Raw genomic sequence first — 14107 nt, 5'->3', positions numbered from 1 at the left:
CCGGCAAAGCGATTAGCGCAAGCTAATCGCAAGCGCATTAGGCGCGCACGGCCGGCGGCGCTACGAGCGCCGACCGACGACGCGGCTTTGCCGCGGCGGGGCCAGATGGTTCCGCAAAGACGCGAAGAAGGTGGTTTCACGCAGAGGCGCAGAAAGCGCGGAGTGGCCAGTTGAACCTGCGCGGAATCCCGGCAGGCGGTCACCGCGGCCGGTGATCGGTGCCTTCGCCGGGGGTGATGAAGATCGCAGTGGCGGTGACGCCCGCGGGAACGTCGGCCGTGTGCCAACAGCCGGGCGGGTTGATCGCGTAATCGCCGGGGGCGAGGGTGACGGTGTTTGTGGTGCCGTCGGCGTGCTCCTGGTGGAGGGTGATTTCGCCCGCGGTGCAGATCACCATCTCGGCGCCATGGGGGTGGACCTCCCACATCGTCCAGCTTTCGGCGAAATCATATTGGGAGACGAGGCGCCCCTCGATGCCGTCGGCGGCGTGGCGGGTGGCGTAGGCGGCGTACCAGCTTTCATCGGTCATCGCGGGCTCGACGGTGGCGGTCGCGTTGCGGCCGAGATGGGCGGGGTTTGTGGGGAGGTGGGGCATGGCGCAGCGGATGCTAGGATTTAGTACTCACTAAATCCAGCACCACGCAAAGCGTGGGCAAGCCCGGCCGGCGGCGCTGCGAGCGCCGTTCGACGACGCGGCTTTGCCGCGGCGGGATAGACCTCCACTACGGTTAGCGCATTAATCACCAGCCGAAGGGGCTCCAGCCAAGCTTTCTATGACCAAGTCTTCCAAAAGAATATAAGACGGCTCTTTAACAACTATCATGGGGATCGGGCCACCTTGCTGCCATCGGACCGCCACGCCTTCTTTTTTACGCTTACTCTTACTGAAAATTATATCGTATCGATTTGGTGTAATCCCAGAAAAAAAGTTAAAGAGTACTTTTGTAGTACTTTCTCCCTCAATCTCGACTTCGTTATCGTGAAGCTCCTTCGCTTTGCTTTTCGGATATGGCTCTAGAAAAACCACTTCCTTAATACCAGCTGCAATGATGTGTTTTGTACAGTTGTGACAAGGGAACGTGGTTGTATAAAGAATGCTACCCGACACTGCGGTTCCGTTGCGTGCTGAATCGCAAATTGCGTTCATTTCAGCATGAACTACTCGACCATATTCTGTAAGATCAAGGATTTTAGCATTTTTTAAAGATCCGCGAACCTCTTTAAATTCCTCCGAAGCATCTCCTCTGCCAACAAGAAAATTCACAATCTGATTCACTGAACCGGCTTTAGACGCCTTGTCAGAAAGTAACCCGTTCTGCTTCATGCGCTGAATTAGATCACGTAGAACGTCGATTTTAAGAATATCGTTCGAGTCTCGACCAAGCTTTATATCACGGTAGTCGGGCATCTCGCCGTCCCAATATGTGCCTCCAAAAGCTTTCGGCACTTCATTGCAGCCTTCTGCTATAACCTCACCTTCAGGTGAAAATATCGCAGCACCCACTTGTCGAGATAGATCGCTTGATCGCAATGATGCCGCAAAGGCGGCAAACATTCCATGCTCTGCTTTTGATGGTGCTATCTCATTTAGGCCAAAGAAGGCATTAATAAATCTATTTATATTGGTACGCATCTTTTGAACATCTACGCCATCTACCACGACGTCAGCTAAATGAAACGCATCACGAAGGTGCTGCCCAAATTCATCTTCATCTTCACTCGCATCTTGTTCCATTAACTGACTAGCGAGATACGACTCTCGAGAGCGTCTATGGTCTCCAACGCTATTGAGCCTAATCTTTTCTTCTAGAATTTTTTGACGATCTCCTTGGGTGCCGTAGCCAGAAAGCAATATAAATTGCTTTCCATATACGAACCGAAGTAGCTCAACTTCTTGAGGGCGCTTAATCTGACGAATAATATACGCACAACGAAACGAGATTTTTCGGTCACCAAGTAACCGATGAAACGCCACATCATCATGTTCAATAGGGACAGATGTTACGCTTTCTTCACCGTCATCCGGATTTCCGGCTGGTCTATCGTCGTCTGAAAGCGCTTCCCGCTCTCGCTGTATTGCTCGGATTGCGAGCCGCATGAGATACGCAACATCTTCTTTCTCTCGGCAGATTGCACTCGCGTGCGCCATTTTATAACGCATTAAATTATAAAAGGAATCCACCATCGGCTTGTCTTCCGAGGAGTGGATATCTGAAATCTCATCGGTAATTTTGATCGTTGCGCTGGCGTAGCCCACAGCGGACAGTTCGTCACGGAGAGCTCTAATTATCGCGTCGATATCTATTCCGATTGGGCCAGCTATACCAAACACAAGTTCAGGGTAGCTAATGCTGGATGGCGTTACAGGCATAGGTATCCTTCTTAATTACCGAAAGATACCTGTTACGCATCTGGAGTCTATCCCTAGTTCACTCCGCCGCCACCGCCTCCTTCGCGCCCTTCCGCTCCAACAACGGCGCCAGATAGCGCCCGGTGAAGCTTCGCGGCTCCTTCGCCACTTGCTCGAGCGTGCCTTCCGCGACGATCTCGCCGTCCTTCACGCCGCCCTCCGGCCCCAGATCGAGCACCCAGTCTGCGGTCTTGATGACGTCGAGATTATGCTCGATCACCATCACGGTGTTGCCCTGCTCGACCAGTGCGTGGAGCACTTCGAGGAGCTTGCGGACGTCCTCGAAGTGGAGCCCGGTGGTGGGCTCGTCGAGGATGTAGAGCGTCTGGCCGGTGGCGCGGCGGGCAAGTTCCTTGGCGAGCTTTACGCGCTGGGCTTCGCCAGACCGGCAGCAGCCTTGAAGGCCGCCGCCGGGCCGCGCGCACTCACTCCGAGAACATCGTCTCGTCGTTCACGATCACCTTGGTGATGCCGCAATAATCGACCGCCGTGTCGAATTCGCTGCCATCGGTGAAGACGATGCGGGTGCGGACTTCGCAGCGTTCGTCCTTGGCGTCGAAGAAGCTCATGTTGAAGGTGCGCTGCGGGGCGATCTGGGACTTGATCCAGTTGGTGCTCCACTTGCCGTCGCGCTTGATCGTGTAGAAAGCCGAGACGGCGGTGCCGCTGCGGTTTACGAGCTGGAACTTCCAGTCGTTGCCGTCCTGGGCCCCGGCCGGTGCGCAGGCGAACAGGACCGCGACTGCGGCGATGCGTGCAATGTTCTTCATGTGGGTGATCCCCCTCGACGCCGGCGAGATACCGGCGCGTGGGGGGGACCGTAACGCGGGGGAAACAATTAGAACAGGGGGTTAGGCGGGGGAGTTCGCATTGCCATCATCCCCGCGGAAGCGGGGACCCGGAGCTATTGGCGGAGTCGCTTGGGGAGAGTGCCCCGCTCCCTGGCCAGTTGCGGGTGAACAGCGCCCCGCGCTGTTCAGGTGACGCGGGGGGCATCATCGGCCCGCAGCTCCCCTGAAGGGGAGAGGGAGAAGGAGATTACTCCGCCGCTACCGCCTCGCGCACCTTCTTCCGCTCCAGCAGGGGCGCGAGGTATTTGCCGGTGAAGCTGCGCGGCTCCTTGGCGACTTGCTCCGGCGTGCCCTGCGCCACGATCTCGCCGCCCTTGACGCCGCCTTCGGGGCCGAGATCGAGCACCCAGTCCGCGGTCTTGATGACGTCGAGATTGTGCTCGATCACCACCACGGTGTTGCCCTGCTCCACCAGTGCGTGGAGCACTTCGAGGAGCTTGCGGACGTCCTCGAAATGGAGGCCGGTGGTGGGCTCGTCGAGGATGTAGAGCGTCTGGCCGGTGGCGCGGCGGGCGAGTTCCTTGGCGAGCTTTACGCGCTGGGCTTCGCCGCCCGACAGCGTGGTGGCCTGCTGGCCGACCTTGACATAGCCCAGGCCGACTTCCGCCAGCATCGCCATCTTGTCGCGGATCGGGGGGACGGCCTTGAAGAATTCGAAGGCGTCCTCGACGTTCATGTCGAGCACGTCGGCGATGGACTTGCCCTTGAACTTCACTTCGAGCGTTTCGCGATTGTAGCGCTGGCCGTGGCAGACGTCGCAGGTGACGTAGACGTCGGGGAGGAAGTGCATCTCGATCTTGAGCAGGCCGTCTCCGGTGCATGCCTCGCAGCGGCCGCCCTTGACGTTGAAGCTGAAGCGGCCGGGCTTGTAGCCGCGCGCCTGGCTCTCGGGGAGGCCGGCGAACCAGTCGCGGATCTGGGTGAAGGCGCCGGTATAGGTGGCGGGGTTGCTGCGCGGGGTGCGGCCGATCGGCGACTGATCGATGTCGATGACCTTGTCGAGATATTCGAGGCCGGTGACCTTGTCGTGCTTGCCGGCGAGGATGCGGGCGCCGTTGAGGCTGCGCGCGGCGGCGGCATAGAGCGTGTCGATGGTGAAGCTCGACTTGCCCGAGCCCGAGACGCCGGTGATGCAAGTGAAGGTGCCGAGGGGGATGCTGGCGGTGACGCCGGTGAGGTTGTTGGCGGTGGCGTTGTGGACGGTGAGCTTCTTGCCATTGCCCTTGCGGCGCTTGTCCGGGAGCGGGACCGAGCGGCGGCCGGCGAGATAGTCGGCGGTGATGCTGTTCTTGTTGGCGAGGACTTGCTCGAACGTGCCCTGCGCGACGATCTCGCCGCCATGGACGCCGGCGCCGGGGCCCATATCGATGACGTAATCGGCGGTGCGGATCGCGTCTTCGTCATGCTCGACGACCAGGACGGTGTTGCCGAGATCGCGCAGACGGCGGAGCGTCTTTAGCAGCATGTCGTTGTCGCGCTGGTGGAGGCCGATGCTGGGCTCGTCTAGGACGTAGAGCACCCCCGAGAGGCCCGAGCCGATCTGCGATGCGAGGCGGATGCGCTGGGATTCGCCGCCGGAGAGCGTGCCGCTGGTGCGGTCGAGGTTGAGGTAATCCAAGCCGACATTGTTGAGGAAGCCGAGCCGCTCGTCGATCTCCTTGAGGATCGCGCGGGCGATCTCGCGCTGCTGATCGGTGAGGGTGGCGGGAAGCTTCTGGAACCAGGCGAGGGCGTCGACCACCGAGAGGTGCGTGGCGTGGCTGATGCTTTCGCCGGCGATCTTGACCGCCAGCGCCTCGGGCTTGAGGCGGGCGCCGTGGCAGGTCTCGCAATGCTGCGAGCTTTGGTATTTGCTGAGCTCCTCGCGCATCCACGCGCTTTCGGTGGAGAGCATGCGGCGGTTGAGATTGCCGATCACGCCTTCAAAGGGTTTCTTGACGTCGTACGACTTGCGGCCGTCGACGAAGGTCAGCGTGACCGGCTTGCCGCGGGTGCCGTGGAGGATGGTGTAATGGACTTCCGCGGGGAGGTCCTTCCACGCGGTATCGAGGCTGAAGCCGAACTCGCGGGCGAGGCTGCCGAGCACCTGCATGTAATAGGGGCTGGGCGGATTGGACTTGGCCCAGGGCACGATTGCGCCCTTCTTGATGGTCAGTTCGTGATTGGGGACGACGAGGTCTTCGTCGAACACGAGCTTTTCGCCGAGGCCGTCACAAGCGGGGCAGGCGCCCTGGGGGGCGTTGAACGAGAAAAGGCGCGGCTCGATCTCGGCGATGGTGAAGCCGGATACGGGGCAGGCGAATTTTTCGGAGAAGACGATGCGGTTGGCGGGGATGCCGGCATTCTTCATCGCGCCGGCATCAGTCGCTTCGTTCTCGCGGCCGGGAGCGACGGTGTCGACCAGATCGACATAAGCGAGGCCCTCGGCGAGCTTGAGCGCCTGCTCGAAGCTTTCCGCGAGGCGCGTGCCGATTTCGCCGCCGACCACGAGGCGGTCGACGACGACTTCGATGTCATGCTTGTACTTCTTGTCGAGCGCGGGGGCGTCCTCGATCAGATACATCTCGCCATCGATGCGGACGCGCTGGAAGCCGGCCTTCTGCCACTCCTGCAGCTCCTTGCGATACTCGCCCTTACGGCCGCGGACGACGGGGGCGAGGAGGAGCAGACGGGTGCCCTCGGGGAGGGTCAGGACGCGATCAACCATCTGGCTGACGGTCTGCGCGGCAATGGGGAGCCCGGTGACGGGCGAATAGGGAATTCCGACACGGGCCCAGAGGAGCCGCATATAATCGTAGATTTCGGTGACCGTCGCGACCGTCGAGCGCGGGTTGCGCGAAGTGGTCTTCTGTTCGATCGAGATTGCAGGCGAGAGGCCCTCGATATGATCGACATCGGGCTTCTGCATCAGCTCGAGGAACTGGCGGGCATAGGCCGACAGGCTCTCGACATAGCGGCGCTGGCCCTCGGCATAGATGGTATCGAAGGCGAGCGAGGATTTGCCCGAGCCCGAAAGGCCTGTGATGACCGTCAGCGTATCGCGCGGGATGTCGATGTCCACGCCCTTGAGATTATGCTCGCGCGCGCCGCGGACGGAAATGGTGGTGAGTGCCATGCGGTAATTCTGTTCCAGATTTGTTCGCGGCTTGCAAGCGCCCGGCGAAGGCGCCCAGATGGGTATCAACGGCGCGCGCGACAAGCGGTTCAGAACAGAGATGAATTCGCGGGACCCTATGGTACGGGCGTATCGAAGGTGACCGAGAATATCTTCCACGACTGCGGCTGGTCAGCGGAATTGAGCATAGTGCGCAACACGACGGTGCCAGATGCTTTCCAGGGCCGACCAACGGTACCGCCGGCCGCGGTCAGCTTGACGTCGGCGATGAGTACCTTGCCATTGCCCTCGTCTTCGATGACCCGCTCCTGCGCGGCGCCGACCGTGACCGTAAGCGGGCATAGGGGGCTGTACGTGTCGGCGAATGTGGTGATGTAGTCTGATGCCGTGGCACGCGACCATGTGCCCTGCGGAACACCGGTTGCGCAGAGCTGTTTGAAGAAGGATTCGGTGGTAGCGAGAGCACCGTTCAAATCATGGCTCGTCGCGGAAGGGACCGGAGGGTTAGCCTCGGGCGTGGTCTCCGTAATTGGTTCGAGATCCGTCGTGGACTGGGGAACGGGCACGCGGTTCACCCAGAGCTGCGCAATGTAGAGGCCCCAAATTGCCGCGCCGATGCACGCCGCCGCGATGATCCCGGCGGTAACCCCCAACCAGAACCGGTCCGGTCGCTCGGGCGGAAAATCCAGCGCCAACGATTGCGGCTGGGCCGAAAAACTGGGGCCGCCTCCCTTGGCACTCGACGCCGATTTCCGCTTTTGCGCGGGCGGGCGCTTCGGGGGAGGCGGGGGCGCGGGCGGTTGCCATGTGCCGACTTCCTGCGGCCTGACCACTTTTGCCTTGGTCATCAGCATTTTGGCAGGTTGGGCGCCGATAATCAGCGTGTGGTATTTCTGGAATTGCCAGCCCTTTTGCGCCCATTCGAGATACCGGGCGGCGAGCGCATCGTCGACGTCCTTGCCCTCGATGAAGATCAGTCCGCTGCCGACACGAGACTTGCCGGCAGCAGTCAGGCCGCCCGCGGGAAGGGCCTGTATCGAATCACTCAGCAAGCGGGCGCTTTGCGGGATTGCGATGCTCGCCGGATCGATATCGAGCAGCCCGACAGTCTGCCGATCATCGGGGACGAATTTCTCGCGGAAGGCCCCAAACACCTGGACCAGATATTCGAGGGCCGCCGCGGGATCGACCAGGGAAGCGCGCAACAGGATGCCCGCGCCGATAAAGTTGCTCCTGCGGTCTGAATTGAAAGCTTGGGCGTGACGGTAGATTCCGATCCAAGTGAAAATCTCGTCCTGATAGCTGTAACGCGCAATCTTGAGCGCTTCGCCCCCAGGCGGAAGGACCAGCTCGGTCAGGTCGGCCCAGCCGTTGAGTTGCGCCACGAATTCGCCCTGCAAGCTGTCGCGTGTCCACAAAGGCCGGACCCTGACCTGGGTATCAGTGCCGATCAGGCAGGTCGTGATCATGCGCCGAAGGCCCCGATCAGCGCGCCAGGATCCAGCGCGACAGCTTCGTCCAGAACGGCTCGGCGCGGGCGGGGCGCGGCAGCACGTCGGGGAACAGCGTTTCGCGGGTGCGTGCGCCGGCGGCGCCGACTTCGGTCTGGGTGGCGTTGCCGTAAAGCCAGTTCCATACGGTGCGGGGATAGCGATCGAATGCCGACCGGTGGCGCTGCGGCGGCACGCGCACCTGATCGCCGACGATGTGCCCCGACGCATATTGCATGAAGAAGCGACGGCCGACGGTCTGGAGCGACAGCGCTTCGTAATTGGGCCAGGAATTGGGGTAGAGTTCGCCGATCAGACCATCGACCAGCGTCTCGGTGACGACGCTGAACTGCGGGTCGTCCTGCAACGGCGGGGCGTAGCAATCCCATTTGTTGAGCAGGAACAGATGATAATCCTGCGAGATCGCAGTGCGATGCTTGCGATAATTGTTGATCGCGCCGGTGAGGCCCAGATCGCTGTTGCGGGTGTCGCGCTTCTTGCCGGCGCCGATGGCATAGGGCGCGACCCATAACACGGTGATGCTTTCGCCATAGAGTTCGAGCAGATCCGCCAGGTCCCGCTTGAACTTCTGGAACATGCTGCCCTTTTTGACCCCGGTGATGGGGGCATACCATTCGCCCTTGCCTTCCAGCAGAGCCAGACGGACGACGCGGCCGTTGCGCTTGTGGACGATATCGACGGGGATGAAATAGGGATCGTCTAGGCGGGTCGGCGGCACCGGCTCGCCCAGCGCAAAGGCCTGGGCGTCATGCTCGAAGAAGGTGATTGCCTGCTCGTGCGATTGCTCGGCACGCGGATCTTCCTCGGGGAGGATCTGCTCGCCGAGAAAGATATTGACCTCATTGCTGCGGTTGATCGCCTGGACGAGCGACATCAGCAGCGTGGTCTTTCCCGCAGAGCCGATGCCGAAGATGACGACCGGGTGGCGGCCAGTGCGTTCGAGATGATCGGCCAGCGAGCCTAGCCGCGCTTCGTCGGCCCGCTCGGGCGGAGGCGTTGCGGCGGCCGCATGCTCCGCCGGCTCGTCTTCGTCCTCATATTCCTCGTCCAGATCGGGAGCGGGCGCCGCGTCGTTCGCAGTGCCAGCGCCAAAGGCAAAGGACGATTTGGTATAGCCGGGCGTTGCGGCAGGGCTCGGCGAGTTGCGCCTTTTGGCCATGGTTCAGGCTCCCTCGTTGACCCAAAGGAATTGCGGATCGTTCTGCCGGAGCGGAACCGGTGCGGCGGAGGGGACTGCCTGGCGCAGCCCTTCGAGAAACAGGAACACCAGCAAGAGATCGAAGAGGACGGCGGTCACGAAATAGAACCAGGTCGTCCAGTAATCGAGGCGCGACGCCAGCGTGCCGGGCATGGTGGTGATCGAGCCGAGATCGCGCGAACGGCTGATATCGACCGCGGGGGCGAGTGTGGCCGCCGCGGCAGGCTGGGCGGTGGCCAGCTTCTCGCGCGCATCGGTGTAGACGGTCGAGGCGTTTTCCAGCGCCAGTTGCGCCTGGGTATAGCCATTGCCGAAGCCGCCGCCGGTAGCGAGGCGGGTTTCGGCCTTGCGCAATTCCTCCATCGCGCGCGCCACCGGTCCGGCAATAGCGGTGCGCACCGCGATGCGCTCACGCCGCGCGGGATCGATATCGAGCATGCGCAGCGCGTTGTTCTCATAGACCTTGTACAGCTGGCGCAGCGTCTCTTCATCGCATGCGGGCACGCCGCGTGTGTTCGACAGCGCCTGGAACTGGGGCAGGATGCGGTTGATCGATCCGATGATCCGCCGCGCTTCGGGGCCGACGCCGCAATTTTGCGGGTTCATGATCTCGCTCTGCAGCTGGATCAGCAGCCGCTCGACTTCGGCGGCGGCCTGCGCCGCGGGTCCTTCGTCGCGCAATGCCCGCTTCGAGGCGGCATCGAGCGATGCGAGCTGGGTCTCGGTATCGTCGATGACCTGGAGAAGGACCGAGCCGCCCTCGAAATTATAGAATGCGGCATTGATCGTGCCGAGCGCGCTGATGACGAACAGGATCGGGTAGAGCAAAAGGAGCTTGCCGCGGCCCTGGTCCGAGAGCCAGATGCGGCCGATCATCCGCGCCAGCAGGATCGCGATCACGGTGATCAGCGCGGCGACGAAGCCGGCGATCTTGGGGTCCATGGCGGAGGCCAGGAGACGCAGCCAGCCATAGCCGACGACGAGCCCGAACAGGACGATGACCAGCACGAGCAGCGACACCGTCGCTCCCTGGCCTAGCGAATTGCCGTTCCGCGCATCTTCCATTCGCAGCTTCCCCCAGAGCGACGCCGGCTTTCACCGGGGCACCCGGACGATGTTGCGAGAAGACAACGTGATTCGAGCCCTGGGCCAAGCTGACCGGTGGGGGAGATCTAGGCAAGTTGAGCGGCGCGCTAGCGTCGCTTTGATTTATCCGTTTTGGAGTAATATTAAATAACGCATCAAGGAGGCGGCGGCAGAAATCCGTCTTTAGCTAGCGAATAGCGATGATGGCGCGGCTGTATTGGTGCAATAGGTACAAAAGCGCCTTAACATTGGCATGTATACGTGTTCTACTCTGATCGATTGACGTTCGGGGGGACGAGAGAACCGTGGCAATCTTCAATCTTGCGTGCGCGCGCCGTCCAGCAACGTGGGTGCGTCAGACACGCATCAGCGAGTGTCTACAGGTCGTTAGCCCCGCCGGCGCGAGTTTACTCCAAATCGGATCCGCTTCTGCGCATGTTCGTGGTTTGAGCGCTTAATGTTCCCGCCATCTCAGGGCAGGAATGGACGCGCTATAATGAGCCAACTCTATTATGCGACAATCTCGACGTGTTGCGCGAGCATATTGGCGCGGCGAGCATAGACCTCGTATATCTTGATCCGCCGTTCAATTCTAACGCTGGATATAACGTGTTGTTCAAGGCCTCGGGCGGCTCGGGCAGCGAGGCGAGCATTGAGGCCTTCGATGACACCTGGACCTGGGGAGACGCTTCCAAGAACGCATTGCTGGACATTGCGGGTGGGACCAATCGCCAGCTGCAAGTAATGATGGAGGCGATGCACTCGGCGATCGGTGAGAACCCGCTGATGGCGTATCTGGCGATGATGGCGGTGCGGCTAGTGGAACTGCACCGCGTGCTGAAACCGACGGGATCGCTGTACCTGCACTGCGATCCGACGGCTTCGCATTATCTGAAGCTGGTGCTGGATGCAGTGTTTGGTGCGGAGAATTTTCGGACGGAGATCAGTTGGCGCCGGCAGAGCGCGCACAATGACGCAGCCCAGGGTCGCAAGCAGTTCGGTAATGTCCGGGATATCATCTTCTTCTACACGAAATCGAAGGAGTGGACGTTTAACTGGCTCTACACGCCTTATGAAGAGCGCTACGTCCAATCCTTCTACCGGCATGTCGAACCCGAAACCGGAAGGCGCTATCGGCTGGGCGACATTACCGCACCGGGTGGCTCGAACCCGGCCAAGCGAAACCCGCATTACGAATTTCTCGGCGTGACCCGATACTGGCGCTATTCGCGAGAGAAAATGCAGGCGCTTCATGACGCGGGGCGGATAATCCAGACCAACCCCGGCCGTGTCCCGCAATATAAGCGTTACCTTGACGAGATGCCGGGCGTGGCGCTGCAGAATGACTGGACCGACATCCAGCCGCTTCACGGCTCGGAGCAGGAGCGTCTAGGCTATCCTACCCAGAAGCCCCGCGAACTGCTCGAGCGGATCATCGCGGCCTCCTCAAATCCGGGCGATGTTGTCCTCGATCCTTTCTGCGGATGCGGCACGGCGGTCGATGCCGCGCAGAAGCTCGATCGCAAATGGATCGGGATCGATGTCACCCACATTGCGATCGGGATGATCGAGGATCGGATGCGCAGCGGCTATCCCGGCATCGCCTTCGAGACGATCGGGGTGCCCAAGGATCTGGCGAGCGCGGAGCGGCTGGCGGAGGAGGATCCGCACCAGTTCCAGCAATGGGTGTCATGGCAGGTCGGCGGATTTCCGCGCGAGAAGAAGGGTGGCGACAAGGGCGTCGATGGCTGGTTCAATTATCTCGCCGCGAAAGGCCGGATCGAGACGGGGGTGATCAGCGTCAAGGCCGGGGACCATGTGAACCCCAATATGGTGCGCGATCTGGGCCGGGTGATGGAGCGCGACAAGCATCGCTTCGGGCTGTTCGTGATGAAGGGGCTGCCGACCAAGGGGATGCGCGACGAAGCGGCGTCGCAGCCCGTGATCGAGACCGAGTTCGGGCGGTTTCCGGCGCTGCAGTTCGTGACGCTGGAAGAGCTTTTCTCGGGGAGGAAGCCGAAGCTGCCGCCGCTGATCAGTCCGGTGAAGAAGGCATCGCGAGTGGAAACGCGGGTGTCGCACCAGGCGGGGGCGCAGGGGAGCTTGCTGTAGCGCCTAGTGCGTGGGCGTGTCGGTCGCGTGCCCCCTTGCGGGCGTGCCACGCGTGCAGCACCCCGACGATGACGCCGCCAACGACCAGCCCGACGACTGCCGAGGCGAAGGCGCCGATCAGCCATTGGATGAGGCCCTGGCCGAAGGGGACGGCATGCGCGGTGGTCTCGGCGAAATGGTCGACGGCGTGGGGGATGGCGCCGAGGCCGAACGCCGCGAGGCCGTGGAGGATGATCCCGCCGCCGACCCAGACCATGGCGGCGACGCCGATGTTGGAGAGCGCGCTGAGCAGCACGGGCATTGCTTTGACCAGGCCGTGGCCGACCGCGCGGGCGGTGCGCGAGGCGCGCTGGCTGAGATGGAGGCCGACATCGTCCATCTTCACGATCGCCGCGACGACCCCGTAGACGCCTGCGGTGATCGCGACGGCGACCGCGACCAAGACGGCTGCGCGCATTGCCAGCGAAAGCTCGGGCAAATCGGCGAGGGCAATCGCCATGATCTCGGCCGAGAGGATGAAATCGGTGCGGATCGCGCCGCCGACCTGGCGGGCTTCCAATTCGGCGGGATCGACGATCTCCGCGACTTCGGCTTCGTGGTGGACGCCGGTGAGCGCTTCCATGATCTTCTCGGCGGCTTCGAAGCAGAGGTAGCTGCCGCCGATCATCAGCAAGGGCGTGAGCGCCCACGGCGCCAGCGAACTGAGAGCGAGCGCGGCGGGGAGGATGAACAGCAATTTGTTGCGCAGCGACCCGACCGCGATCTTCCAGATGATCGGCAGCTCGCGATCGGGCGAGAGGCCGACGACGTAGCGCGGGGTGACTGCGGTATCGTCGATCACCACGCCCGCGGCCTTGGTGCTGGCGCGCCCCGCCGCTGCGGCGACGTCGTCGATCGAGGCCGCGGCCAGCTTGGCCAGCGCCGCGACGTCGTCCAACAATGCTACCAGACCACCCGGCATCGACTTCCCCCTAAACGCTCAAGCCTGGACGCTAACGCCGAAGGGCACGACGCGGTTCAGCTTCACATGGCCGATTTCGGCGCGTCCGAGATAGGGCACGCCCATTTCGCGGCACCAGCGGTTGATCATGAACTCGTCGCTCTCGCCGAAATCCACATCGTTGCGGACGGTGTCGCTGATCGCGCCCAAGCGAACCCCCGCAATGCCCTTGAGCTGGGTGGCGTGCGCGATGGTAAAGAGCATGCGATCGACGCGATAGGTCGGCTCGCCGACTTCCTCGATCATCAGCACGTGATCGGTGAGATCGGGGAGCCAAGGTGTGCCGATCAGCGCGGTCAGGATCGAGAGGTTGAAGGCGGCGGCGGGGCGGCCGTCGAGCAGGCTGGGTTCGAGGGCCTTCTTGTCCTTGTCGATCAGCCAGCCGAGCGCCCAGCCGGCATCCTCGCCGCTATCGTTCTTGCCCATGCTGCTCGCCATCGAGGCGTGGCACGGGAAGCCGATCCGCCGGGCATAGAGCGCGCCCAACAGGAAACCCATGTCCGAATAGCCCATATAGGTCTTGGTCTTGGCGGCGGGTCCGAGCTTGGGCATGACCCTTTCGAGAATACGGTTCGAGCCATAGCCGCCTCGCGCGAACCAGATCGCGTCGATTGCGGGATCGTTGGCATATTCGAGAAAGGCGGCGGCGCGCACTTCGTCGGATCCGGCGAAATGGCCCTCGGTGAGATAGCATTGTGGGTGGAAGACGATCTCGTGCTGCGGATAGGTCAGCGCCATGAACGCAGCCATGCGCGCCGAGCCCTCCCTGCTGACGGTTCGTGCTGGTGCAACCACTCCGATGCGCATCTCTTGCCCCTTCCCTT

General features: G+C 61.9%; 10 protein-coding genes and 1 pseudogene. 1 reads left to right on the top strand and 10 read right to left on the bottom strand.

The genetic code is table 11. The features are described from left to right. Window positions 1–199 precede the first annotated feature (199 nt). From ACZZZM_RS16865 to ACZZZM_RS16830, 8 genes and pseudogenes are all read right to left on the bottom strand, one after another. Window positions 200–595: a cupin domain-containing protein gene (locus ACZZZM_RS16865; protein WP_463596229.1), complete on the bottom strand. Its 396-nt coding sequence runs from the start codon at window positions 593–595 to the stop codon at window positions 200–202. 141 nt (window positions 596–736) lie between these two features. Next, window positions 737–2371, bottom strand: coding sequence for an anti-phage dCTP deaminase (locus ACZZZM_RS16860; protein WP_463596228.1), 1635 nt, complete (start codon window positions 2369–2371; stop codon window positions 737–739). 58 nt (window positions 2372–2429) lie between these two features. Next, window positions 2430–2792, bottom strand: a pseudogene (locus ACZZZM_RS16855) (excinuclease ABC subunit UvrA); the annotation flags it as partial. A gap of 43 nt (window positions 2793–2835) precedes the next feature. After that, window positions 2836–3180 (bottom strand): hypothetical protein, encoded by a 345-nt coding sequence (locus tag ACZZZM_RS16850; RefSeq protein ID WP_463596227.1) that lies wholly within the window; start codon window positions 3178–3180, stop codon window positions 2836–2838. 268 nt (window positions 3181–3448) lie between these two features. Next, window positions 3449–6376 carry an excinuclease ABC subunit UvrA gene (gene uvrA, locus ACZZZM_RS16845; RefSeq protein ID WP_463596226.1) on the bottom strand — a complete coding sequence of 976 codons (2928 nt, stop codon included), beginning with the start codon at window positions 6374–6376 and terminating at the stop codon, window positions 3449–3451. A 116-nt stretch (window positions 6377–6492) separates the two neighbouring features. Then, complete coding sequence (locus ACZZZM_RS16840) at window positions 6493–7845, bottom strand: hypothetical protein (RefSeq protein WP_463596225.1); 1353 nt, start codon at window positions 7843–7845, stop codon at window positions 6493–6495. A gap of 16 nt (window positions 7846–7861) precedes the next feature. Continuing rightward, window positions 7862–9046, bottom strand: a complete 1185-nt coding sequence (locus tag ACZZZM_RS16835) for a hypothetical protein (RefSeq protein WP_463596224.1) — start codon at window positions 9044–9046, stop codon at window positions 7862–7864. A gap of 3 nt (window positions 9047–9049) precedes the next feature. Further along, window positions 9050–10150 carry a hypothetical protein gene (locus ACZZZM_RS16830; RefSeq protein WP_463596223.1) on the bottom strand — a complete coding sequence of 367 codons (1101 nt, stop codon included), beginning with the start codon at window positions 10148–10150 and terminating at the stop codon, window positions 9050–9052. 630 nt (window positions 10151–10780) lie between these two features. Between ACZZZM_RS16830 and ACZZZM_RS16825 the strand changes: the two genes are divergently transcribed. Continuing rightward, the gene (locus ACZZZM_RS16825; RefSeq protein ID WP_463596222.1) at window positions 10781–12283 is read left to right on the top strand and encodes a DNA methyltransferase; all 1503 of its coding nucleotides are present in this window, start codon (window positions 10781–10783) and stop codon (window positions 12281–12283) included. Here ACZZZM_RS16825 and ACZZZM_RS16820 read toward each other — a convergent pair. After that, complete coding sequence (locus ACZZZM_RS16820) at window positions 12207–13244, bottom strand: DUF808 domain-containing protein (RefSeq protein ID WP_463596221.1); 1038 nt, start codon at window positions 13242–13244, stop codon at window positions 12207–12209. The genes ACZZZM_RS16825 and ACZZZM_RS16820 overlap by 77 nt on opposite strands. 18 nt (window positions 13245–13262) lie before the next feature. Beyond that, entirely contained in the window at window positions 13263–14090 is an 828-nt protein-coding gene (locus ACZZZM_RS16815; protein WP_463596220.1) for an LD-carboxypeptidase, read from the bottom strand. Window positions 14091–14107: the final 17 nt, after the last annotated feature.

This window comes from Sphingomonas sp. AC522, assembly GCF_979258125.1.
The sequence above is the reverse complement of the archived record's forward strand: the minus strand, read 5'-3'. Positions and strand labels throughout refer to the sequence as shown.